The organism is Metabacillus idriensis (assembly GCF_050483325.1).
GTDB lineage: Bacteria > Bacillota > Bacilli > Bacillales > Bacillaceae > Bacillus_P > Bacillus_P idriensis_A.
The window spans coordinates 231,800-256,428 of the sequence record NZ_JBCMYF010000006.1; the positions used below are offsets into that span (position 1 = coordinate 231,800).

Sequence of the window (24,629 nt, forward strand, 5' to 3'; positions counted from 1 at the left end):
TAGTAACCTTCATGTTTTGAGCAGGATCAGTATGATCTGAAAGAAAACATTTGTTCAATTGCATCTATCCTCTATAATGGAGATATAAAAAGAGATAAGCAATTTGGATTGTTTGGGGTAAAACTATTTGGTGGAGGCTTATATGAGTAAGAAAATTCTGGTCGTAGACGACGAACAATCAATTTTAACCTTGCTTCAATACAATCTTATTCAAGCGGGTTTTGAAGTAATTACAGCAATCGATGGAGAAGAAGGTCTTGAAAAGGGACTGAATGAATCACCAGATTTAATGGTTCTTGATCTCATGCTTCCAAAAATGGACGGCATCGAGGTATGCAAACAGCTCAGACAAAAGAAAATCATGGTGCCGATTTTGATGCTGACAGCAAAAGATGATGAATTTGATAAAGTTCTTGGCTTAGAGCTTGGCGCAGATGATTATATGACAAAGCCTTTTAGTCCACGGGAAGTTGTTGCGAGGGTTAAAGCCATTTTAAGAAGAACACAGACATCATCTGATACAGAAATTAAAGAGCTTGATACTTCTGAAAGAATGATGATTGGAGACCTTAAAATCCTTCCGGAACATTACGAAGCATATTACGGGGATGAACGTCTTGAGCTGACTCCTAAAGAATTTGAGCTTCTTGTTTATTTAGCCAGACATAAGGGGCGCGTGCTGACGCGGGATCAGCTGCTGAGTGCTGTCTGGAACTATGATTTTGCCGGAGATACGCGAATAGTTGACGTGCATATCAGCCACTTGCGTGAAAAAATAGAGCGGAATACCAAAAAGCCGCTTTACATAAAAACGATAAGGGGACTGGGATACAAGCTCGAGGAGCCTAGAATGGATGAATAGGTTTCGTTCACGCCTGATTTTTGCTCTGATCACGCTGATCATTGCGGTTTTAATTGGCCTTGGGCTGCTTCTTGGACAAATTTTCGGCAGTTATTATATGAATTCCTTTCAAGAGCGGATAAAAGAAGAAGCAAAAATAACGGACCTTTTGATCAAGGAAAAGGGATTTACATCACCTGATTTCGATTCGTTTCTTAAAAACTACAGCGAAACAATCAAATCTCATATTACCATTTATGATCGAAACGGAAATGTATTAAAGGATGCGGGGCCTTTTCAGCAGGATCATGAGGCAATTGCAAAAGAAATTCTTATAAAACACCGCAATTCAAGCAAAGGATTCAAACTCAATATCGAGGAAGAAAATCTTTATTTCTATGGTTTGCCTTACATTGAAAATGATGTGAAGCAGGGCTATATTATTCTTAGCTCAACAGAAAATTCCTTAAAGAAAATCAATCAGCAAATATGGGGTCTTCTTATTGCGAGCCTTGGTTTGGCTCTTCTCGTTATTCTCCTGCTTGCTGTAAGGATTACTTCCCGTTATACAAAACCGATTGAATCCGCCACAAAAGTGGCTATGGAGCTTGCAAAAGGAAATTATAAAGCGAGAACGTATGAAGACCATCTTGATGAAACCGGCATGCTCAGTCAATCCATCAATGTTCTGGCAAGAAATCTCCAGGATATGAACCGTGCTCAGGAAATGCAGCAGGACCGTCTCCAGACATTAATAGAAAACATGGGCAGCGGCTTGATTTTGATTGATGGAAGAGGATACATCAATCTAGTCAATCGCGCCTATAAAGAATTATTCAATATAGAGTCCACCGACTTTTTATATAAGCTTTATTATGAAGCCTTTCAGCATAAAGAAATTGTTGATCTGGTAGAGCACATCTTTATGACCGAAATCAAGGCGAGAAAACAGCTGCATCTTCCTCTTAAAATAGAACGCAGACATTTTGAAGTATACGGTGCGCCGATTATTGGCACCAATGATGAATGGAAAGGCATCGTTCTTGTTTTTCATGATATTACGGAACTGAAAAAGCTTGAGCAAATGAGAAAAGACTTCGTTGCGAATGTATCACATGAGCTGAAAACGCCAATTACATCCATTAAGGGCTTTACCGAAACGCTGCTTGACGGAGCACTCGAGGACAGGCAGACCCTGGAGTATTTTCTATCCATTATTCTTAAAGAGAGTGACAGACTGCAAACCTTGATTCAGGACTTGCTTGACTTATCAAAAATAGAACAGCAGGGCTTTAAGCTCAACCTTCAAAACTGCAATGCAAAGGAAATTCTTGAAGAAGTCATTATCATTCTTAGGAGCAAAGCAGATGAGAAAGAAATAGAGTTATCACTTCACGTGAATTCTGATGAACTGTTTGTGTTTGGGGATGTGTACCGTCTAAAGCAAATCTTTATTAATCTGATTAGCAATGCCTTGAACTATACACCTAAAGGCGGCAAAGTCCAGGTGTTTTTAAAAGACGGGGAAAGTCACGCAGCATTTATTGTCAGTGATACAGGAATTGGAATTGAAAAAGAAGAAATTCCAAGGATTTTTGAACGTTTTTACAGAGTAGATAAAGCGAGAAGCCGAAATTCGGGCGGAACAGGGCTTGGACTTGCTATTGTTAAGCATTTGGTTGAAGCGCATAAGGGGCAGATTTTTGTGAACAGCACGGTAGGTGAAGGAACTACTTTCACAGTAAAACTGAAAAAAAATCATCATTTGGAGTAGGTTTACATTATTTTTACATCACATTTAATTTTTCTTAATAAAGTGCTGATAATATAATAAGTGAAAACCCCTTCATCCAAGGAGCCAATCTTTTGGACGAGAACATTCCCTGTTCTCGTCCCTTTTTTTGTTCTAATAGTTAAAATACTTCCAAAAAAATGAAACCTTTTCACCTGACCTGCGTAAATATTTGTGAAGGTGAAAAGGGGGCAAAGAAATGATCAGCATCAAGCGCATTTATACAATAATCGGAGCTGTCTTATTAGTTATTATTCTAGCTATTTTGGCATTTACTACCTGGTATACGGTGGATGAATCGGATCAGGCTGTAATTATCACATTTGGCGAAGTGGAAGAGGGCATCAGTGAACCCGGTCTTCACTTTAAAATGCCGTGGCCGATTCAATCTGTAGAAAAACTGTCAAAAGAAACATTCAGTCTTCAGTTTGGCTATACAGAAAAGGATGGAGATGTAAAATCATTTCCAAAAGACACAAAAATGATTACAGGTGATGAAAATATTGTTTTGGCTGATATGGTTGTGCAATGGAAAATAACCAGTCCTGAAAAATATTTATTTAACTCTGAGGATCCTCAGGAAATATTATATGATGCAACATCTGCATCTTTAAGAAGTATTATCGGAAGTTCAATTATTGATGATGCACTAACATCCGGAAAGGTAGAAATTGAGGAAGATGTACAGGAACTGTTGATCTCCCTTGTGGAAAAATACGATATCGGGATCTCTATTCTTGCAGTTAAGCTTCAGGATGTGGATCTGCCGAATGATGAGGTGCGCAAAGCCTTTACAGATGTAACAAGTGCACGTGAAACAATGAACACAAAAATAAACGAAGCAAAAAAATATTCAAATCAGCGGACTCAAGAAGCAGAGGGAGAAAAAAATGCATTAATCTCAAAAGCTGAAGGGGATAAAACGGCAAGAATTGAGAAAGCACGCGGTGAGGTAGCTACATTCAATGCCGTTCTGGGTGAATACCAGAATGCTGAAGGGATTACAGAGAAACGTTTGATTCTTGAAACCATCGATCAAGTACTGCCGGAAGCAACTATTTATTTCATGAAAGATGACGGCAGCACAATGAAGTATTTCCCAATCGGCGAAATGCAAAAGCAAGCAGAGACAAAGCCAAAAGCATCAGGTGAAGAAGGAAGTGAAAAAAATGGCCAATGATAATCTAGTCAATATGAAAGATCAGCGCAGAGATTTCAGCGGATACCGAAAATATATCCGTACGGGAATCTGGCTGATTTTAACGCTCATCCTTGCCATTGTCCTGCTTACAAATCTGTTTGTCGTGAAAGAAAATGAGTACAAAGTAATCCGTCAGTTTGGAGAAGTTGTGAAAATTATTGAAAAACCTGGTCTGCACATAAAAGTACCATTTGTCCAAACGGTATCTTCCATTCCCAAATACCAAATGACTTTTGATGTAGAAGAGGCGGAAATAAACACAAAAGATAAAAAACGGATCTTGATCGACAACTATGCTGTGTGGAAGGTCGATGACCCGAAAAAATTGATTGCCAATGCAAGAACGCTTGTAAACGCTGAAACAAAGATGGCAGAATTTACGTTCTCAACTGTTCGTTCTGAGCTTGGGAAATTAAACTATGATGAGATCATTAACGATGAAAAATCATCCAGGGGAAGCATTAACGATAAAGTAACAGAGATTGTGAACTCTCTTCTTGAAAAAGACGGTTACGGCATCAGTGTAACGGATGTGAGGATTAAACGGACAGATCTGCCGGAAGATAATGAGGAATCGGTTTACACCAGAATGATTTCAGAGCGGCAGTCAACAGCACAGGAGTATTTATCCATGGGAGATGCGCGGAAAAATACGATCATTGCAGACACAGACCGGACTGTAAAAGAAATGCTTGCTAAAGCAGCTGCAGATGCAGACGTCATCCGAAGCCAGGGTGAAAAGGAAGCAGGTAAGGTTTACAATAGCTCTTATTCAAAAGACCCGGCCTTCTATGAACTGTATCGAACACTCGAATCCTATAAGAAAACAATCGGCAATGAAACAGTCATCATCATGCCGTTTGACTCCGGATATGCCAAAACATTGATGGGTGAGACGGAATAAACCTAACTTGCTGAACAGAAATAATGAGCCCTTGATTTTCTTTCTTTCTGCCTCTCATGGTAGAATAGAGGAAGATAAATCAAGGGTTTTTTTTATGGAAAATGAATGAATAAGGTGTATTTCTTACCTACAGGAGGTTCGGTTGAATGACAAAAAAACTCGTTCTCATTGACGGGAACAGCATTGCCTATCGCGCTTTTTTTGCCTTGCCATTGCTGAATAACGATAAAGGTGTACATACGAATGCAATATATGGATTTACTATGATACTTATGAAAATTCTTGAGGATGAAAAACCTTCACACCTTCTGGTTGCATTTGATGCCGGGAAAACAACTTTCAGACATGAAACATATAAAGAATATAAAGGCGGAAGACAGAAGACTCCGCCTGAGCTCTCTGAGCAGTTTCCATTTATACGAGAGCTGCTGGATGCCTACAGCATTTCACGCTATGAACTTCCTAATTTTGAAGCGGATGACATTATCGGAACTCTATCAAAGCAAGCTGAGAGAGATGGATATGAAGTGAAAGTCATCTCGGGTGATAAAGATCTAACCCAGCTTGTTTCAGAGCATATCACGGTTGATATTACGAGAAAAGGAATTACAGACGTTGATTCCTATACACCTGAGTTTGTTCAAGAAAAATATGGACTTGTTCCCGCTCAGATTGTGGACATGAAAGGATTAATGGGAGATAGCTCTGATAATATCCCCGGAGTTCCCGGAGTTGGAGAGAAGACGGCAATTAAGCTGCTTAAGGAGTACGAAACGCTTGAACGGCTCCTCGAATCGCTTGATCATGTGACAGGGAAGAAGTTAAAAGAGAAGCTTGAAGAAAACAAGGATCTGGCCATCATGAGCAAGGAGCTTGCAACAATCAACTGTGCTGCACCTGTAGAAATAACATTAGCCGATGTGCAGTACGGGGGCTACAATGTAAAGAACGTTGTAGGAATCTACAAAGAACTTGGATTCAATTCATTGCTTGATAAGCTTGGAGCGGAAGCAGAGATTGAGGAACAGCCAATTGAGGATGTCCAATATGAAATTGCAGAAGACATAACAGATGATCTGCTTACAGATGAAGCTGTTTTAATCGTTGAAGTATTGGAAGAAAATTATCATAACAGCGACATTATCGGTCTTGCGATTATAAATGAGAACGGAAATTTTTATGTTCCGACTGAACTGGCTTTAACCTCTGAAAAGTTTTCAAAGTGGGCATCAGATCATACAAAGCGCAAAACTGTGTATGATGCTAAACAATCGATTGTGGCTCTTCACTGGCAGGGGATTGATCTGAATGCGGTTGAATTTGATGTTTTGCTTGCGGCATACATCCTCGACCCTTCACAAACGTTTGATGATGCTGCAAGTGTTGCCCGCCATAAAGGGATACATATTGTTCAGTCAAATGAGGCGGTATTTGGAAAAGGAGCCAAGAGAGGCATTCCTGACACAGAAAAACTTGCGGAACACTTAGTGCGCAAAGGCATTGCTCTGCAAACAGTCAGAGAAAAACTGCAGCTTGAGCTTGAAGAGAATGAACAGCTTGAGCTTTACCGTGATCTAGAAATGCCGCTTTCAATCATTTTGGCTGAGATGGAAGCAACAGGAATAACAGTGGATGTGAACCGTTTAAACGATATGGGGCAGCAGCTGACGGAACGGTTAAAAACGCTTGAAGAGAATATCCATAACCTGGCGGGTGAAGCGTTCAATATTAATTCTCCGAAGCAGCTTGGAGTCATTTTATTTGATAAGCTTCAGCTTCCGGCAGTTAAAAAGACGAAAACGGGCTATTCTACTTCGGCTGATGTCCTGGAAAAACTTGCGGATAAGCATGAAATCGTTCAGGAAATTCTTCACTACCGCCAGCTTGGGAAACTGCAGTCAACCTATATTGAGGGACTTCTTAAAGTTGTTCACCGCGACACAAATAAAGTTCATACAAGATACGTTCAGACTTTAACGCAGACTGGACGGTTAAGCTCAACAGATCCGAACCTGCAGAACATTCCGATCCGGCTAGAAGAAGGCCGTAAAATTCGTCAGGCCTTCGTCCCTTCTGAGTCAGACTGGGTCATGTTCGCTGCTGACTATTCTCAAATTGAGCTCAGAGTTCTTGCCCATATTGCAGGAGACAGCAATTTGATTGAAGCCTTTCAGAATGATCTGGACATCCATACAAAAACAGCAATGGATGTCTTCCATGTTGAAGCTGACGCCGTGACTTCCAATATGAGAAGACAGGCAAAAGCCGTAAACTTCGGAATCGTCTACGGAATCAGTGATTACGGTTTATCTCAAAGCTTAAATATTACCCGTAAAGAAGCGGGGGAATTTATTAAGCGTTACCTGGAAAGCTTTGAAGGTGTTAAAGAGTACATGGAGGAAATCGTTCAGGAAGCAAAGCAAAATGGCTATGTAAAAACGCTGCTTCAGCGCCGCCGTTATATTCCCGAGATTACAAGCAGGAATTTTAATGTGCGCAGCTTTGCCGAAAGAACGGCTATGAATACCCCAATACAGGGAAGCGCCGCTGACATCATTAAAAAAGCGATGATTGATATGTCTGCACAGCTGAAAGAGAAAAAACTGAAAACGCGATTATTGCTGCAGGTGCACGATGAATTGATCTTTGAAGCTCCTAAAGATGAAATTGAGATTCTCGAAAAACTTGTTCCGCAAGTAATGGAGCATGCAGTTGAACTGAAGGTGCCGCTTAAAGTTGATTATTCATTCGGATCATCTTGGTATGACGCAAAATAAGGAAGTGATAAGATGCCTGAATTGCCAGAGGTTGAAACCGTCAGACGGACACTTATTGAACTTGTAAAAGGAAAAACAATCGCAGCGGTTTATATCCATTGGCCAAAAATGATTAAAAGACCTGAAGTGACCGAGCAGTTTCAGGATGCTGTAATTGGCCAGACAATCAATGATGTAGGGAGACGGGGAAAGTTTCTTAAATTTTTCCTGGATGATTATGTGCTCGTTTCACATCTGAGAATGGAAGGAAGGTACGGCCTTTACAGGGACTCTGACCCAATTGATAAGCATACACATGTTGTATTTGTGATGACAGACGGCACAGAACTGAGGTATAAAGATGTACGCAAGTTTGGAACAATGCATCTTTTCAAAAAGGGAGAGGAAGAACTCGATCTTCCTTTATCTCATTTAGGACCTGAGCCTTTTTCTGAGTATTTTACAGTAAGTTATCTAAGCGAAAAGCTCAATAAAACAAATCGTAAAATAAAAGTTGTCCTGCTGGATCAAAAAGTGATGGTCGGACTTGGGAATATATATGTTGATGAGGCATTATTCCGTGCAGGCATTCACCCTGAACGCCCTTCAAACGAATTGTCGGCAGAAGAAATAATAAAACTGCACCATGAGATTATTCTTACTTTAAGCGAAGCGGTTGAAAAAGGCGGAAGCACCATAAGATCTTACGTCAACACACAAGGACAGATTGGTATGTTCCAGCTTGAATTGTTTGTTTACGGAAGAACGAATGAACCGTGTAAAGTTTGCGGAAAAACACTAGTCAAAACAGCTGTAGGGGGCAGAGGGACACACTACTGCGAAAACTGCCAGCGATAAGACTTTAACAACTCATAGGCCATTGTCATATACTACCGTAGCTTTTGCGGAAGGGGCATGGTTTATGGTTGCAGCTGCATCACTCTTTATATTAGCATTTGCTGTAAGTTTGGATAGTTTTTCAGTCGGGTTTACCTATGGATTAAGAAAAATGAGCATGCCGTTGAAGTCAATTATTATTATTGCCTGCTGTTCAGCAGTGACGTTGCTTTTAGCGATGGGAGTTGGGCATCTGCTCACATCCTTTCTTCCTCATAGTCTGACTGCAAAACTTGGAGGCATCATCTTAATGGCTATTGGAGCCTGGGTTCTTTATCAGTTTTTTCGTCCGGTAAAGGAAATGACTCAGGAAGAATCGGAGAAAACTCTGCTCAACTTAGAGATTAAATCGTTTGGCATCGTGATAAATATATTGAGCAGGCCAACTGCGGCAGATATAGATAAATCCGGAACCATTACAGGAGTAGAGGCACTGCTGCTTGGTTTTGCGTTATCACTGGATGCATTTGGAGCGGGCATCGGCGCTGCTCTATTAGGTTATTCTCCAATAATGACCAGTTTGCTGGCAGCTGTTATGAGCTCATTGTTTGTGGCGTTTGGAATCAAATCGGGCCATCTGTTTTCACGGTTTGCCTGGATGGATAAACTCACTTTTTTACCAGGTGTCCTGCTCATTATTATAGGCATCTGGAAGCTTTAGGCAAGGGGGAATCAAAGTGACATTGGCGATTGGATTAACAGGAGGCATAGCAAGCGGCAAAAGCACAGTCTCAAACATGTTTAAGGAAGCGAATATCCCGGTCATTGATGCAGATGTAATCGCCAAACAAGTAGTGGAAGCTGGAGAACCTGCTTATCATTTAGTGGTGGAAACATTTGGTCCGGTCATCTTAAAAGATGATGGCTCAATTGACCGTGAAAAGTTAGGCAGCATCGTTTTTCAAAATGAAACAGAGAGAAAAAAACTGAACGGCATCGTTCATCCTGCAGTCCGCAGGGAAATGCTGCAGCAGAAAGAGGATGCTGTAAAACGAAATGAGCCTGCCGTAGTGCTGGATATTCCTCTCTTATTTGAAAGCAATTTATCACATATGGCAGACCTTACGCTTGTTGTTTATGTTGACCCAGATAGACAGCTTGAGCGGCTGATGAACCGGAATCAATTGACAAAGCAGGAAGCTGAATGGCGGATTCAGTCTCAGCTGCCTCTAAAAGACAAAAAAGAGAAAGCAGACGAAGTAATTGATAACAACGGCTCGCTTCAGTCAACAAAAAACCAATTCGAAGATCTGATGAAAAAATGGAATCTTGCTTCTGAATGAAGCTTGATTCTTTTTTTTTGAAAAAAAACGAATTTAATCATCCTAATAGTGGTTAAATGTGATATACTATTTATGAAATTAAGCATATATTAGTATATCACATAATCCGGAAGGGGTAATGGTATGAAAGCGAAGATTGCCATTAACGGTTTTGGTCGCATTGGGAGAATGGTTTTTAGAAAAGCAATCTTTGAAGAGAATTTATCGATTGTAGCGATTAACGCAAGCTATCCTGCTGAGACGTTGGCGCACATGATAAAATATGATACGAATCATGGGAAATTCGATGGAGAAGTTATTCCATTCGATGATTATTTACTTGTAAATGGTCAAAAAATTCAGCTGCTGAATTTCAGAGATCCAAGGGATCTGCCTTGGGGATTGATGGATATCGATATCGTCATTGAAGCAACGGGTAAGTTCAATGACGGCGAAAAAGCCATGTACCATGTTCAGGCAGGGGCCAAAAAAGTGATCTTGACGGCACCTGGCAAAAACGAAGACGTAACAATTGTGATGGGCGTAAATGAAGGGGCTTACAATAATGAGCAGCACGTTATTATTTCAAATGCTTCCTGCACAACGAACTGTCTCGCTCCAGTTGTGAAAGTTCTCGATGAGCAATTCGGAATTGAAAACGGATTAATGACGACAGTGCATGCCTATACAAATGATCAAAAAAACATAGATAATCCACATAAAGACCTTCGCAGAGCAAGAGCCTGCGGACAGTCCATTATTCCTACTACTACAGGAGCCGCAAAGGCGCTGTCGCTTGTATTGCCGCATCTTCAAGGGAAACTGCATGGCATGGCGCTCAGAGTGCCGACACCAAATGTTTCACTGGTAGATCTTGTAGTGGATGTGAAAAGGGATGTAACGGTTGAGGAAGTAAGTTCGGCATTTATGACTGCTGCAAGCGGACCTTTACAAGGAGTGCTTGACTTCACGACAGAACCGCTTGTTTCCATAGATTTCAACACAAACCCTCATTCTGCAATTATTGATGGTTTATCAACAATGGTGATGGCGGGCCGCAAAATAAAAGTGCTTGCCTGGTATGACAATGAATGGGGATATTCTTGCAGAGTCGTTGACTTAGTCCAGTTTGTTGCTTCAAAAATGAAGAAGCTGTCTGCAGTTTAATAGGATGATAAAATGAAAACAGGCTGCGCTTGCAGCCTGTTTTTTGCTGTTTAATGGGCTGTCCGTAATGATTTGCCAAGCGCATAGCTTCGGTGAGCAGGAATCGGTTTAACCAAAGCGCTTGCATTTTTCACTTAAAAGGAGTGTTAGCTGCCCAAGGATTATGTAAATGTATGGATATTGCCAGTCAATCAGCTTTAACAGGCAATCGCCATTTGAGTATCTTAATCAAAAAATAGGCTGCTTAAAAAATGAGTTTTGACGGGCTCTGCGGTTCATGTGAGAAAAGGTGCTCTATTTTTTCGAAAAAAGTTTGTTGCAAAAACAAACTAAAGGAAGTATACTATTTTTCGTGAACTTCTTACTAAGCGCGGCCTTGTGGCTACTTAAAGGGTTAGGACCTCTTTGGACTAACTTTCCCCCGTGGTAGTTGAACAATCCATTTGCGAAGAATTCATGTAAACTAATTTTGCTAAAGGGGGATCCATTAAAAATGGAAACAATGGGAAGACACGTTATCTCAGAATTATGGGGATGCGACTTTGATAAGCTGAACGATATGGAATACATTGAAAAGACGTTTGTAAATGCTGCTTTAAAATCAGGTGCCGAAGTACGCGAGGTTGCCTTTCATAAATTTGCTCCACAAGGTGTAAGCGGAGTTGTTATCATCTCTGAATCACATTTAACCATCCACAGCTTTCCTGAACACGGATATGCAAGCATCGATGTATACACATGCGGTGATTTAAATCCGAATATTGCTGCAGACTATATTGCAGAAGCTCTTGGAGCACAAACTCGCGAGAATATCGAAATTCCGCGCGGCATGGGTCCTGTACAAGTTAAACAAGCTCAAGTAAAAGCTCTTTAATGATGAATGATTTTAATGTAAAATAAAAGAGGTGCGAACTGCACCTCTTTTTCTTATGCTTCCTATATATTTTTTGAACTCAGTGCTGCCTGCACAATTGTTCAAGAATGACAAATTTACATACAGAAAACAATAAAAGGAGCTTTACTTCGACTATGAGCATGCTGCGAAAAATGAAGGTTTTTCTTTCTACAGGCCAGGAAACATCCGAAAATCATTATGACGACGCTTTAAAGAGCCATTATTATAAAACAACTGCGAAAAAGGCAATGGAAGCAGTTGAACAATCATTCAGCAAACAGCCGGGAGCGACGGTAACATCTGTATCAGAAGACCGCGGAGAAATCGGCGTAGTGATCGATAAGCCGAAAAAAGCACTGATGATTATCACGATTGTTTCGGTAAGACCTTATGAAACAGCTATTGATTTTAATGTATCAACAGATACTAAATTGGCAAGTGATTTCGGATTCAGCCGCAAGCTGATTATTGATTCCTATGAAAGGCTGAACAAAGCACTGCCGTTTATAGGTACAGGACTGCATTCAAAGTGATTCTTGCTGCATGTCATTTATTTTCATAAAATAAGGATACAACCCTGATGCTTTTGGATTGGAGCTGGTAGTATGAAATGTCCAACATGTCAGCATAATGGAACAAGAGTGCTTGACTCTCGGCCTGTTGATGAAGGGAAATCAATTAGAAGACGACGTGAATGCGAGGAATGCCAATTCCGATTCACAACCTTTGAAAAAGTGGAGGAAATTCCGCTGATTGTTGTGAAAAAAGAAGGCGTCAGAGAAGAGTTCAGCAAGGATAAAATCCTGCGGGGCTTGATTAAAGCATGTGAAAAACGTCCTGTGCCACTTCCGAAATTAGAGGAAATCGTTCAGGATATTGAAAAAGAATTAAGAAATCAAGGAATTTCAGAAGTGAACAGTGAAGATATCGGCGAGATGGTCATGGACAGGCTTGCGCATGTTGATGAAGTTGCATACGTCCGTTTTGCTTCTGTTTACCGTCAATTTAAAGATATCAATGTTTTCATTCAAGAGTTATCAGAACTGATTAAAAAGGTGAAATAAAGAGCTCGTGAAGGAATCGCTTCAGGCTCTTTTTTTAACTTATGAAATAGAGGGAAAGTAATGGACAAGCATTGGAATCAGTTATTGCCTGTGGATCGGTATTTGGTCAAAATGAATGGTGTCCTGCAGGATTTTGACAGGAAAGTTTTGACGCTGCTCTATCAGCCGCTATTAGGTGCAAAATGCTATGGTCTTTATATGACACTTTGGGCGGAGCTTGAACAGGACCGGATGTGGAGTGAGGAAACGACTCATCATGGGCTGATGTCCCTCATGCAGAGCAACCTTAGAGAAATCTATGAAGAGCGGATTAAGCTTGAGGGAATCGGATTATTAAAGACGTTTCAAAAAGAACAAAGTGACACCAAGCTGTATATCTACGAATTGATGCCTCCCCTTAAGCCTGCTGATTTTTTTCAGGATGGGGTTTTGAACATCTATTTATATAATCGTGTAGGGAAAAATAAATACAATCAGCTGAAGAAGTTTTTTGCAGACAGCAGCCTGTCTTCTGATCTCATTCAAATTACGCGCCCGTTTAATGAGGTATTTAAATCTCTGCAGCCGAGTGAACTGATTTCGAGACTCACAAATGAAGTTCAAGAAGACCTTGAACCTGAAAAAGGAACAGAATTTTATCATTCTGGTGAAGCAGCATCGCCTTTAATGACAGATGATGTGTTTGATTTTGATTTATTTTTTGCAGGTTTGTCAGAAGCGGTCATTCCCAGAAAATCCATAACGAAGAAAGTGAAAGAAACCATTAAAAAGCTTTCATACTTATATGGGATTAATGCCATGGAAATGAAAAATGTCGTGATGAATGCCATTGACGCAAATGAAACCATCCAAATTGACAGCTTGAGAAAAGCTGCAAGAGACTGGTATCAATTTGAACACGGCGAAAAGCTGCCTGCACTTGCCGATAAAACCCAGCCTGCTTTTCTAAGGTCTGAAATTTCACCTGAAAAAGAACCATCTCAGGAGGAAATGCTGATCAGACAGCTTGATTCAATTTCGCCAAAACAGTTTTTAATGGATCTTGCAGATGGAATTGAACCAACTCCAGCCGATTTGCAGATTGTTGAAGAAGTCATGTTTAAGCAGAAGCTTCATCCTGGCGTTGTTAATGTTTTAATTTACTATGTTATGTTAAAAACAGATATGAAGCTATCGAAATCGTATGTGCAGAAAATTGCAAGTCATTGGGCAAGGAAACAAATAGCCACTGTCAGATCCGCAATGGAGCTCGCAAAGCAGGAGCATAGGCAATACCAGGAGTGGGCAGAAAAGAAAACTGTTACTAAAACCGGCAGAAAGCTGATTAGAAAAGAGAAGCTGCCTCAGTGGCTTAAAGAAGATCTGGAAAAACCTGAAACTAAAGAAGAAATCAATCAAACAGAAGTGGATATCGAGCGCAAAAGGCTTGAAGAAAAAATAAAACAATACAGACAGCAGCAGTCAGAATAACCTGTGGAGGTGAATTTAATTGGAATCGATTAATAAAACGTTAAGCGGACTTGCTAACCGTGAAGATTTTCAAAAACGGATGAGTGCGATGAAAGCGCAAATTATGAAGAATCCGGACATTCAAAAATTTCTGAGTGAACATCGTTTGGAAATTGATGATGCAATGATTAACAGAAGTCTAATCAAGCTGTATGAATACATCGGCCAAAGCAAGCGGTGTGCAGATTGTCCGAGCCTTTCAGAGTGTAAGAACCTGGTTGAAGGATATCACCCGCAGCTTATTCTTCAGGGGAAAACGATCGATTTAAAATATGAGGTTTGCCCAATGAAGGAAGCAGAGGATGAGCGCAAGAAACATCAGGCTTTAATTAAATCGATGTTTATTCCCCGTGATATTTTAAATGCTAAGCTTGAAGATATTGATTTAAAAGAAGACAGCAGAATAAGAGTTGTCAATACAGTTCTCAGCTTCAGCGAAGAATATGAAGCAGGGAAGAATGTGAAGGGAATGTATCTGTACGGTTCGTTTGGAGTGGGCAAGACCTATATCCTTGGAGCCATTGCAAATGAGCTCGCCAAGAAAAAAATCCCTTCGATGCTCGTCTATGTTCCCGAATTTATGAGAGAACTGAAGAGCTCACTCCATGACAATTCACTTGAAAACAAGATTGATGCCGTTAAAAAAGTGAAAGTGCTTATGCTCGATGACATTGGTGCAGAAGCGATGTCCAGCTGGATTCGGGATGATATTTTAGGGTCTATCCTCCAATACCGCATGCTTGAAAATCTGCCGACATTTTTCACATCAAACTTCAGCATGAAAGATCTGCAGAGTCATTTAAGTGTTACACAGCGAGGGGAAGAAGAACCTGTCAAATCCGCACGAATCATGGAGAGAATTAAATATCTTGCCGATCCTTATGAATTAAAAGGCCGAAATTGGCGGGAGAGATAGCTGAGCAAGGCACAGTTCTAAAAGGACTGTGTTTTTTATTTTCCCTAAAAAACGATTCTATTTCACAGTTCCCCGCCATATACATGAAATCAGGTATTGGCTAAAAAGGGGGGACAACCATGATTGAAATATTTTTCAATTCTCCGCATGAAGCAGAAACAGTCCATAATATGCTTGATCATGAACGCGATAAATGGAAAGCTGAGATTGTTAGAATAAAGGAACATGGCATTCAGATTATGAGCAATGATCCAGTTGAGATGATTAACGTCCTTCTGATTCCGGTGATCGTCCGCTACATCCTGAAGTACAAAGAATCTCACTTGATGCTGTCCATTATTAAAGACAGATTCTATTTTCATGAGCCTGAGGAACAGCAGCAAATCATACATATTGCCGAGGCGATTATTGAAGGAGAACGCAGCGAGATTCCGAAAGTTGATCAGCTTCCATTAAGGGAAACTCCGATCTATGAAGCTCTGGCTGATTTTATCAGGCCTAATCTGTCTTTTGCGCTTCCATCCTTTATAAAATTCCGTCTTCACCAGTATGTGGAGCGTTTAAATAAATATATTGAGATTGCCATTGAAGAGTACAAGCTCGAGCAGGAATACCAGACATTTATTCAGAGTTTAAGAGATTATGCCATGAACAGAGAAACGAAAGTGAACGTGCTTCATATCGTGCATGAAAAAGAGCTGACAGTTTACAATGAACAGTTTGCAAAACTGAGCCAGGATGAGCTGATGAAGTATATTGACAGATCATTTATTCATCAGCATCCTATGTACATTGACGCTTCGCTATTGGCGCCGCTTGTGTCAATTGCTCCTGACAAAATTCATTTATATACCGATTCTCCAGACTTTGGCATGGTTAGAACCATACAAAATATATTCTTAGAGAGAGTAAATATTTATCCGAGAAAAATGGCGGGTATTTAAAAAAAAGCTGAATAATCTTGATTTCCCCTGGAAATGATTTTATAATACGTAATAAATACATGATAAGTTATGATGAGGACATGAGGGTGTTATCACGGCGCAAAGAGAGGGAAGTCACGGCTGAGAGCTTCCTGGCATGAATAACCCGCTTACCACCTCTAAACTTCAGCTGTGAAAGGCATGATGCCGAGTAATCGCTGACGGGTATTCCCGTTACAGATTTTTTTGAGCCATTTACTTTAAATCGTGAATGGAAACAAGGGTGGAACCACGGCGAATAATCACTCGTCCCTTACTTTAGGGACGAGTTTTTTATTTTTCAATATTAATTAAGGAGTGACAAGGATGTCAGACGCTGTAAAAATTTCATTTCCGGACGGAGCTGTAAAGGAATATCAGACAGGCACAACAACTGAAGATATTGCGGCATCCATCAGCCCGGGGCTTAGAAAAAAATCATTAGCAGGAAAATTCAATGGGGAATTGATTGATTTGAAAACTCCAATCGATCAGGATGGAAGCATTGAAATTGTCACACTTGACAGTCCTGAAGCATTAGAGATTATCCGGCACAGTTCTGCACACGTGCTCGCACAGGCTATAAAAAGGATTTACAAAGATGTGAAGCTTGGAATTGGACCAGTCATCGAAAATGGATTCTATTATGACATTGATATGGAACAATCGATTTCTGTTGAAGATCTTCCGGCCATTGAAAAAGAAATGAAAAAAATCATCAATGAAAACATCGAAGTAGTCCGCAAGATCGTGACAAGGGAAGAAGCAAAAGCCATCTATGAAGAGGTTGGCGATAATCTGAAACTTGAACTTCTTGATGCTATTCCTGAAGGCGAAAAAGTAACAATTTATGAGCAGGGTGAATTTTTCGACCTTTGCCGCGGCATACATGTTCCTTCCACTGGGAAATTAAAAGAATTTAAACTTTTAAGTGTAGCAGGTGCATATTGGCGCGGGGACAGCAACAATAAAATGCTGCAGCGCATTTACGGCACAGCTTTTATTAAAAAAGCAGACTTAGATGAGCATCTTCGTTTATTAGAAGAAGCGAAAGAGCGGGATCACCGCAAGCTGGGCAAAGAGCTGAGCTTATTCACTACGTCCCAGAAAGTAGGTCAGGGTCTGCCAATCTGGCTTCCAAAAGGAGCGACAATCCGCCGTATCGTTGAGCGCTACATTGTCGATAAAGAAGAGCGCCTGGGCTACCAGCATGTCTACACTCCTGTTCTCGGAAGTGTGGAGCTCTATAAAACATCAGGTCACTGGGATCATTACCAGGATGACATGTTCCCTGCTATGTCTATGGACAATGAGGATTTAGTTCTTCGTCCAATGAACTGCCCGCATCACATGATGGTTTACAAACACGATATTCACAGTTACCGCGAGCTCCCTATTCGTGTAGCTGAGCTTGGAACGATGCACCGCTATGAAATGTCCGGTGCACTGAGCGGTCTTCAGCGTGTGCGTGCAATGACACTTAATGATGCACATATTTTTGTCCGCCCTGATCAAATTAAAGATGAATTTATCCGAGTGGTGAGATTGATTGAAGAAGTATATAAAGATTTTGGAATCAATGATTATTCATTCCGTCTTTCTTACCGCGATCCAGAGGATAAGGAAAAATACTTTGATGATGATGCAATGTGGGAAAAAGCTCAAAGTATGCTGAAGTCAGCAATGGATGAGCTCGAGCTTGATTATTTTGAAGCAGATGGCGAAGCAGCTTTCTACGGTCCAAAGCTTGATGTGCAGGTCCGCACAGCACTTGGAAAAGATGAGACACTGTCCACAGTTCAGCTTGACTTCTTATTGCCGGAGCGTTTTGATTTAAATTATGTCGGCGAGGACGGCAAACAGCACCGCCCGGTTGTTATTCACCGCGGAGTCGTATCTACAATGGAACGCTTTGTAGCCTTCTTGATTGAAGAATACAAAGGAGCTTTCCCGACTTGGCTCGCTCCGACTCAAGTACAGGTTATTCCGGTTTCGCCTTCAGTACATCTTGACTATGCGAAAAAAGTTCAAGAACAGCTCCAAGCTGAAGGAATCCGCGTAGAGCTTGATGCACGCGATGAGAAAATCGGCTATAAAATCCGCGAGGCGCAAATACAGAAAACTCCTTATATGCTTGTTGTCGGTGACAATGAAGCGGCAGAGTCTGCAGTTAATGTCCGCAAATACGGAGAACAAAAATCAGAGACAATTGCGCTTAAAGAATTTATCGATGGGATTGTTAAAGAAGTGAAGAGGTAAAATCTTCTCAAAAAAAAACTATTGCACATCCAGTAAATGTTTGATACAATTCATTTTGTTGCAATAAAACCAGCATGACTTGACAGCGGAAATTTTTTCGTGATATAATTTGCAGGGTAATTGAATAGAAGTTTGTCTTGCAAGCAGAAGCACCCGCTTCTCACCTGATCGACGCATCATTGCAGTCTGCAGGTTTACGACTATATATACTTAGTATACTAAATCGTAGTGTGGGTGTTTTGTGCGCCCACACTTTTTTGTTTTTCAAGAAAGTGTAGCACAAACAATTCATCTGTTCAGTTAAAAATCCTTGGAGGTGGCTAATTATTAGCAAAGACATGATGGTAAACGATGGAATTCGCGCTCGTGAGGTTCGTCTGATTGGTGCAAATGGCGACCAGCTTGGAATTAAATCTCGCCAAGAGGCGCTTGAGATTGCTGCCAGATCGAATCTTGATTTAGTTTTAGTTGCTGCAAATGCGAAACCACCTGTATGTCGCATAATGGACTACGGCAAATTCCGTTTTGAGCAGCAAAAGAAAGAAAAAGAAGCACGTAAAAATCAAAAGATCATCAGTATTAAAGAGGTTCGCTTCAGCCCGACAATTGATGAGCATGATTTTAACACAAAACTTAAGAATGCACGCAAGTTCCTTGAAAAAGGCGATAAAGTGAAAGCTTCTATCCGTTTTAAAGGCCGTGCAATCACTCATAAAGAAATTGGTCAACGTGTTTTAGACCGTTTTTCTAAAGCTTGTGAAGATTTAAGTACAATTGAGTCGCATCCAAAGATGGATGGACGAAGCATGTTCTTGGTTCTAGCACCTAAAGTAGAAAAGTAAAGATACGAGGAGGAATACCTTATGCCAAAAATGAAAACTCATCGCGGCGCTGCAAAGCGTTTCAAAAAGACTGGATCAGGTAAATTAAAACGTTCACATGCTTACACTAGCCATTTATTTGCTAACAAATCTACAAAAGCAAAACGCAAACTTCGCAAAGGCACTTTAGTAAGCAAAGGCGACTTCAAACGCATCCGTCATTTATTAGATAATATTAAATAATTCGTTTTCACATAGGAGGGAATTGACATGCCAAGAGTAAAAGGCGGTACTGTCTCACGTCAAAGACGTAAAAAAGTTATTAAATTAGCTAAAGGTTATTACGGTTCAAAACATACATTATACAAAGTTGCCAACCAGCAAGTAATGAAATCATTAATGTATGCTTACCGCGATCGCCGTCAGAAAAAACGCGATTTCCGTCAGCTTTGGATTACTCGTATCAACGCAGCTGCTCGCTTGAATGGTCTTTCTTACAGCCGTTTAATGCATGGCTTAAAGCTTGCTGGCATCGAAGTAAACCGCAAAATGCTTGCTGAGCTTGCTGTAACAGATGCTCAAGCATTTGCTCAATTAGCAGACGCTGCTAAAGCTAAATTAAACAGCTAATCATTGCTGAAAAGGCCATTCTCACCGACCCGAGAATGGCCTTTTTTCACATATATACATAGAAAGGGTGCGAATTGATGGTGCTGCTCATTGGATATTACATAATATTGAATATTTACGGCTTTTACTTAATGGGAGCAGATAAAAATAAAGCGAAAAAGGGACAATGGAGAATTAAAGAAAGCACCCTTTGGCTGATTGGATTCATTGGGGGTGCAATCGGGCTCACAATTGGAATGAATGCATTCAGGCATAAAACGAAGCATCAATCGTTTGTTGTCGGTTTGCCTGTGTTGATGGTGATCCATCTCGTTCTGTTCAGCTATTTTTTATATAAGATGTCATAATGCCGCTGTAAAAGAGATACAATTTAGTACACACGTTACTCACAAAAAGTCATCTTATGAACTGCATGAAAGAGGTGAGGACAATCGATCTTGCAACTTCAGCAGTCGTTTCAACAGTTCAGTCAACAGGCTTTCTGGCCCCGCTCTTTTTTATCTTTATGCACATCTTAAGACAGTTTTTATTCATTCCTGTGGTTGTCATCTGTATCATTGGAGGAATTCTATTCGGGACTCAATTTGGAACTTTTTATTCGATTATCGGTCTGACTGTCGCAAGCATAAGCTTTTATATCCTATCAAAACAATTTCCTTCTTTTTTAGAGCGGTTTTCAGGATTAAGGAAAAAATGGCTTGGTAAATACACGAGACTTTCGGTAGGACAAATCGTTGTTCTCAGAATGATCCCGTTCGTTAACTTTTCCATTTTATCCTTGTGCATTCTTGACCGGTCGACATCATTTAAAGATTACGCAAAGCTTTCTTTTTGGACTCACATCCCTGCAGCCTTTTGTTTTACTTCCTTTGGGGCATACTTTGGAAAATTCTCGCTTATTACAACGATTGTTTTAATTGGAACGCTGGTTTTATTTGTTTATTTGCTGAGGGAAAAAAGAGTGGTCATAAAGTGGAATGATTTCTTTCTAAAATCAATGCAAAAGCCGTGAACTCTGTCACGGCTTTTTGCTTTTTAATAACAATTCTTTTACTGGACTTTTCCAGTCGAGTGCCGCATACGGATATTGTTCCCTGACTTTTTTTTCAACAAATTCAAAATCAGCGAGAGAAAGTCCCTGGAGGTTACTTGGGCTGCCGGTCCACATAAAGATGGAGACAACCTCAAACGACTGATCTGTTGTTCCAAGGTATTTCTCGCCTTCGAACAAAACACCCTTGTAGGTTAACAAAAAGTTTTTGCGTACGTTGTTACGGTCATCAAGCAGGAAATACTCTTTTTGTTCCTGTGCAAGCTCAAGCTTTCGCTTGGGATTCAGCACATATTTCACAAGAGAATAAAGGACAAAGACAATAAGAGCAAGCAAAAGTAATCGTAACAGGATTACTATCATGGTAGTGCCTCCCAAACGTATTTTGTTACAATACGTTTGAAGCATTTATAAAGTTTCAGTTTTTTTATGTAAGTTCAGATTTTTTTGAAGTAAAAAGGTGCAAGTGTTAAAATTGGCGAGGATAGGAGTGATTAACAATGAATTTTTTGAAGCTGTTTGAAATGCAGAATGATCTAGATTCAAAAATTGAAAAACAGCACGGTTTAGAAGAAGAACCGCTGCTTGAAAAGAAAATTTTAGCCTTGCTTGTTGAAGTAGGCGAACTTGCCAATGAAACAAGATGCTTTAAATTTTGGAGTTTAAAGCCCCCGGCTGAAGCAGGCGTTATTCTTGAGGAGTATGTGGATGGCATACATTTCATTCTATCGCTTGGAATTGAGATCGGTATGACAGATGGGGTTGAATTTGACCTTGCCGCTGATGAGAATTCCTTAACAACCCATTTTGTACTAGTCTATGAAAAAATTGCGCAGTTTGAAAAAAGCCGTTCAGAAGAACACTACCTGGAACTGTTTCGACAGTATCTTCTGCTTGGAAAAGCTTTGGGATTTTCACCTGCAGAGATTGAGGCTGCTTATGTTAAAAAAAATGAAGTCAACCACGATCGTCAAAAACAGGGATATTGAGAATTTTTGAATTACTTTCCAGTGTCCAGTATAATAGTAATTATTAAAAGAGGGGGGTAAACTGATGGTGAAATTAGACGAAACACTGCAGATGCTGAAAGATTTAACTGATGCAAAAGGGATTCCCGGCAACGAAAGAGAGCCGAGAGAAGTCATGAAGAAATACATAGCGGCATATGCCGATGAGGTAACAACAGACGGTCTTGGGAGCTTAATAGCCAAGAAAACAGGCAAAGAGGGCGGCCCGAAAATTATGGTTGCGGGTCATTTAGATGAAGTAGGCTTTATGGTTACCAAAATAGATGATAAAGGTTTTCTCCGTTTTCAGCCGGTAGGCGGATGGTGGTCGCAAGTTATGCTCGCACAGCGTGTGACGATCAGCACCAAAAAAGGGGACGTGACAGGTGTGATCGGATCTAAACCGCCGCACATTCTTCCTCCTGAAGCAAGAAAAAAACCGGTCGATATTAAAGATATGTTTATTGATATCGGTGCATCAAGCCGTGAGGAAGCGATGGAGTTCGGGGTCTTGCCTGGAGATCAGATCGTTCCTTATTTTGAATTCACAGTTATGAACAATGATAAGATGCTCCTCGCGAAAGCATGGGATAACCGCATCGGCTGTGCAATAGCAATTGATGTTCTTAAAGGGCTGAAAGACGCCGACCATCCAAATGTTGTTTATGGTGTCGGAACGATTCAGGAGGAAGTAGGCCTACGCGGAGCGCGTACTTCAGCACACGTGATCCAGCCTGATATCGGTTTTGGTGTCGATGTCGGGATTGCAGGCGATACACCTGGAATTACAGAGAAAGAAGCTTCAAGTAAAATGGGGGAAGGCCCGCAGATTATTCTTTATGATGCATCCATGGTATCTCATAAAGGACTGCGTGACTTTGTTGTGGGGGTTGCCGATGAACTCAGCATTCCATACCAATTTGACGCGATTGCAGGCGGCGGAACAGATTCAGGCGCCATTCATATGACAGCAAACGGTGTACCTGCACTTTCCATTACAATTGCAACGAGATACATTCACTCTCATGCAGCTATGCTTCATCGCGATGATTATGAAAATGCAGTAAAACTGATTACAGAGGTTATTAAACGTCTGGACGAAGAAACCGTTAAGACCATTACCTTTGATTAATCATAAAAAATGCTGGGCAGACTGCCCAGCATTTATTTCTTCTTTAAACCTTCTTCAAGAATCGTCAGCATTTCATTTTTCTCATCCTCGCTTGAATTCTGCCAGATTACCTCGAACAGAACGCCTAAGCCGGGAAGCATTTTTTCTTCTCCGTTTTGAATGGCATCTACAATTGTATCCTCCAGCTGACCTTGATCATTGCCTGATACATTTGAGATAATGGCATTTCTTAAATTTAAATCCATCATTATCACTCCACATCTTATAATATTTACCTATCCATATCCTGTGTTATTTTGTATTTTTTATGTATGTTTTATAAGATATAATATAGAAAAGCAGGACATGTAAAAAAGTGATTTCAGAATCACCTAATTATATAGAAGAAATGCAGCAGCAAAGGAGCAGTATACTCGTGAAACGAATTGAATCTGTGCAAAATCAGAAGGTTAAGCAGTGGCGTAAATTACTTACAAAAAAAGAACGTGACACTACCAATACATTTTTAATTGAAGGCTTGCATTTAGTAGAAGAAGCTTTAAAGGATAAATCTGTGATTAAAGAATTGATCATTTCAGAAGAAGCGGCCATTCCATCCCACTGGAATGCAGATGACCTGTCAATTACATATGTCACAAAAGAAATCATGAAAGCTATCTCTGAAACAGAATCGCCTCAGGGTGCAGCGGCAGTCTGTGTTCAATCAGAAAAGTACGAGATCAGTGCCTGGAAAAAGGTCGTGCTCATAGATGCCATACAGGACCCTGGCAATTTAGGGACAATCATCCGGACTGCAGATGCTGCAGGAATGGATGGAGTCATTCTTGGTGACGGGACCGTTGATGCATACAATTCTAAAGTTGTCCGTTCCAGTCAGGGATCAATCTTTCACATTCCAATCGTAAAAATGAAATTGAATGAGGCAATCTCGGAACTTAAACAGCAAAATGTCTCTATATACGGAACCTCGCTCCAAAATGGTGTCGATTACCGCAAAACGGCAGCAGCAGCTTCGTTTGGTCTTCTCATTGGCAATGAGGGAAGCGGAGTAAATAAAGAATATTTACAGCTCACAGATCAAAATCTGTACATTCCAATCCTTGGTAAAGCAGAATCCCTTAATGCGGGGATTGCAGCGGGAATTCTTATGTATCACTGTATTGGTGATCAATAAGAGCGGAGTTTTCTCAGCTCCATTGCTCAGGCTCCTCGGTTAGAACGGATCCGACAGTATTGGCAAAAAACGCCTTTCTGTCGGATCCTTATCTGTCTGTCTGCGCTAAACGGGGCGATTCCGCTTTTCGGTGTTGTCTAGCTTCGCCTCCTAGTCCCTCGGCCAGAACAAAATCCCCGAAAAAGGCAAAACCGGCCTTTTCCGGGGATTTCTTATCTGTCTGTCGGGCCTAAACAGTCGGCTCCGCTTTTCGGTGTTGTCTAGCTCCATCGCCCAGCTCCTCGGCCAGAACGGATCCGCCAGTAAAGTCAAAAAGCGCCTTTTCTGGCGGATCCTTATCTGTCTGTCGGAGCTAACCGGGCGATTCCGCTTTTCGGTGTTGTCTAGCT

26 protein-coding genes and 1 other annotated feature are annotated in these 24,629 nt (G+C 40.7%); of the genes, 24 read left to right on the top strand and 2 right to left on the bottom strand.

What is annotated here, in order from left to right; genetic code table 11:
* Positions 1-142: 142 nt before the first annotated feature.
* The 21 genes from ABEQ24_RS04330 (at position 143) to ABEQ24_RS04430 (ending at position 20,888) form a co-directional block, all read left to right on the top strand.
* Positions 143-862, top strand: a complete 720-nt coding sequence (locus tag ABEQ24_RS04330) for a response regulator transcription factor (RefSeq protein WP_307431771.1) — start codon at positions 143-145, stop codon at positions 860-862.
* Positions 855-2,615, top strand: a complete 1,761-nt coding sequence (gene pnpS, locus ABEQ24_RS04335; RefSeq protein WP_430005622.1) for a two-component system histidine kinase PnpS — start codon at positions 855-857, stop codon at positions 2,613-2,615. Before ABEQ24_RS04330 ends, pnpS begins: the two co-directional genes overlap by 8 nt.
* A gap of 217 nt (positions 2,616-2,832) precedes the next feature.
* Positions 2,833-3,813, top strand: coding sequence for an FtsH protease activity modulator HflK (gene hflK / locus ABEQ24_RS04340; protein ID WP_430005623.1), 981 nt, complete (start codon positions 2,833-2,835; stop codon positions 3,811-3,813).
* Positions 3,803-4,738, top strand: coding sequence for a protease modulator HflC (gene hflC / locus ABEQ24_RS04345; RefSeq protein ID WP_430005652.1), 936 nt, complete (start codon positions 3,803-3,805; stop codon positions 4,736-4,738). Before hflK ends, hflC begins: the two co-directional genes overlap by 11 nt.
* A 146-nt stretch (positions 4,739-4,884) precedes the next feature.
* A complete protein-coding gene (gene polA / locus ABEQ24_RS04350) occupies positions 4,885-7,515 on the top strand; it encodes a DNA polymerase I (RefSeq protein ID WP_430005624.1) in 2,631 nt (876 codons plus the stop codon).
* A gap of 12 nt (positions 7,516-7,527) precedes the next feature.
* Positions 7,528-8,352: a DNA-formamidopyrimidine glycosylase gene (mutM, locus tag ABEQ24_RS04355; RefSeq protein WP_430005625.1), complete on the top strand. Its 825-nt coding sequence runs from the start codon at positions 7,528-7,530 to the stop codon at positions 8,350-8,352.
* A 64-nt stretch (positions 8,353-8,416) separates the two neighbouring features.
* On the top strand, positions 8,417-9,052 hold the full coding sequence (gene ytaF, locus ABEQ24_RS04360) for a sporulation membrane protein YtaF (RefSeq protein ID WP_430005626.1): 636 nt from the start codon (positions 8,417-8,419) through the stop codon (positions 9,050-9,052).
* Positions 9,053-9,068: 16 nt separating this feature from the next.
* Entirely contained in the window at positions 9,069-9,674 is a 606-nt protein-coding gene (coaE, locus tag ABEQ24_RS04365) for a dephospho-CoA kinase (protein ID WP_430005627.1), read from the top strand.
* A 123-nt stretch (positions 9,675-9,797) separates the two neighbouring features.
* Positions 9,798-10,820 carry a glyceraldehyde-3-phosphate dehydrogenase gene (locus ABEQ24_RS04370; protein ID WP_430005628.1) on the top strand — a complete coding sequence of 341 codons (1,023 nt, stop codon included), beginning with the start codon at positions 9,798-9,800 and terminating at the stop codon, positions 10,818-10,820.
* Between the two features lie 493 nt (positions 10,821-11,313).
* Entirely contained in the window at positions 11,314-11,694 is a 381-nt protein-coding gene (gene speD / locus ABEQ24_RS04375) for an adenosylmethionine decarboxylase (protein WP_070877709.1), read from the top strand.
* Between the two features lie 155 nt (positions 11,695-11,849).
* Positions 11,850-12,248: a cytosolic protein gene (locus ABEQ24_RS04380; protein WP_430005629.1), complete on the top strand. Its 399-nt coding sequence runs from the start codon at positions 11,850-11,852 to the stop codon at positions 12,246-12,248.
* A gap of 72 nt (positions 12,249-12,320) precedes the next feature.
* The gene (gene nrdR / locus ABEQ24_RS04385; RefSeq protein ID WP_430005630.1) at positions 12,321-12,779 is read left to right on the top strand and encodes a transcriptional regulator NrdR; all 459 of its coding nucleotides are present in this window, start codon (positions 12,321-12,323) and stop codon (positions 12,777-12,779) included.
* 60 nt (positions 12,780-12,839) lie between these two features.
* On the top strand, positions 12,840-14,249 hold the full coding sequence (locus ABEQ24_RS04390) for a replication initiation and membrane attachment family protein (RefSeq protein WP_430005631.1): 1,410 nt from the start codon (positions 12,840-12,842) through the stop codon (positions 14,247-14,249).
* A 19-nt stretch (positions 14,250-14,268) separates the two neighbouring features.
* The gene (gene dnaI, locus ABEQ24_RS04395; RefSeq protein ID WP_309192423.1) at positions 14,269-15,204 is read left to right on the top strand and encodes a primosomal protein DnaI; all 936 of its coding nucleotides are present in this window, start codon (positions 14,269-14,271) and stop codon (positions 15,202-15,204) included.
* Positions 15,205-15,323: 119 nt separating this feature from the next.
* Positions 15,324-16,148, top strand: coding sequence for a putative sporulation protein YtxC (gene ytxC / locus ABEQ24_RS04400; RefSeq protein ID WP_430005632.1), 825 nt, complete (start codon positions 15,324-15,326; stop codon positions 16,146-16,148).
* 345 nt (positions 16,149-16,493) lie between these two features.
* Entirely contained in the window at positions 16,494-18,425 is a 1,932-nt protein-coding gene (gene thrS / locus ABEQ24_RS04405) for a threonine--tRNA ligase (RefSeq protein WP_430005633.1), read from the top strand.
* Positions 18,426-18,560: 135 nt separating this feature from the next.
* Positions 18,561-18,690 (top strand) — a sequence feature (ribosomal protein L20 leader region).
* Between the two features lie 58 nt (positions 18,691-18,748).
* Positions 18,749-19,267 carry a translation initiation factor IF-3 gene (gene infC / locus ABEQ24_RS04410; RefSeq protein ID WP_165970920.1) on the top strand — a complete coding sequence of 173 codons (519 nt, stop codon included), beginning with the start codon at positions 18,749-18,751 and terminating at the stop codon, positions 19,265-19,267.
* Between the two features lie 21 nt (positions 19,268-19,288).
* Positions 19,289-19,489, top strand: coding sequence for a 50S ribosomal protein L35 (gene rpmI / locus ABEQ24_RS04415; RefSeq protein WP_029279195.1), 201 nt, complete (start codon positions 19,289-19,291; stop codon positions 19,487-19,489).
* A 27-nt stretch (positions 19,490-19,516) separates the two neighbouring features.
* A complete protein-coding gene (rplT, locus tag ABEQ24_RS04420) occupies positions 19,517-19,876 on the top strand; it encodes a 50S ribosomal protein L20 (RefSeq protein WP_070877701.1) in 360 nt (119 codons plus the stop codon).
* Between the two features lie 77 nt (positions 19,877-19,953).
* On the top strand, positions 19,954-20,223 hold the full coding sequence (locus tag ABEQ24_RS04425; RefSeq protein ID WP_430005634.1) for a DUF1294 domain-containing protein: 270 nt from the start codon (positions 19,954-19,956) through the stop codon (positions 20,221-20,223).
* 56 nt (positions 20,224-20,279) lie between these two features.
* A complete protein-coding gene (locus ABEQ24_RS04430) occupies positions 20,280-20,888 on the top strand; it encodes a TVP38/TMEM64 family protein (protein WP_430005635.1) in 609 nt (202 codons plus the stop codon).
* 6 nt (positions 20,889-20,894) lie between these two features.
* On the opposite strand, the gene ABEQ24_RS04435 is transcribed toward ABEQ24_RS04430, so the two are convergent.
* A complete protein-coding gene (locus ABEQ24_RS04435; protein WP_430005636.1) occupies positions 20,895-21,290 on the bottom strand; it encodes a sigma-w pathway protein ysdB in 396 nt (131 codons plus the stop codon).
* A gap of 137 nt (positions 21,291-21,427) precedes the next feature.
* Between ABEQ24_RS04435 and ABEQ24_RS04440 the strand changes: the two genes are divergently transcribed.
* Together ABEQ24_RS04440 and ABEQ24_RS04445 are read left to right on the top strand one after the other, a co-directional pair.
* Positions 21,428-21,916, top strand: a complete 489-nt coding sequence (locus tag ABEQ24_RS04440) for a dUTP diphosphatase (RefSeq protein ID WP_430005637.1) — start codon at positions 21,428-21,430, stop codon at positions 21,914-21,916.
* Positions 21,917-21,980: 64 nt separating this feature from the next.
* The gene (locus ABEQ24_RS04445; RefSeq protein WP_430005638.1) at positions 21,981-23,066 is read left to right on the top strand and encodes a M42 family metallopeptidase; all 1,086 of its coding nucleotides are present in this window, start codon (positions 21,981-21,983) and stop codon (positions 23,064-23,066) included.
* Between the two features lie 32 nt (positions 23,067-23,098).
* Here the strand turns inward: ABEQ24_RS04445 and sspI are convergent, their stop codons facing one another.
* Positions 23,099-23,311, bottom strand: a complete 213-nt coding sequence (gene sspI / locus ABEQ24_RS04450) for a small acid-soluble spore protein SspI (RefSeq protein ID WP_029279208.1) — start codon at positions 23,309-23,311, stop codon at positions 23,099-23,101.
* A gap of 170 nt (positions 23,312-23,481) precedes the next feature.
* On the opposite strand from sspI, the gene ABEQ24_RS04455 reads away from it, so the two are divergent.
* Positions 23,482-24,240: a TrmH family RNA methyltransferase gene (locus ABEQ24_RS04455; RefSeq protein ID WP_430005639.1), complete on the top strand. Its 759-nt coding sequence runs from the start codon at positions 23,482-23,484 to the stop codon at positions 24,238-24,240.
* Positions 24,241-24,629 lie beyond the last annotated feature (389 nt).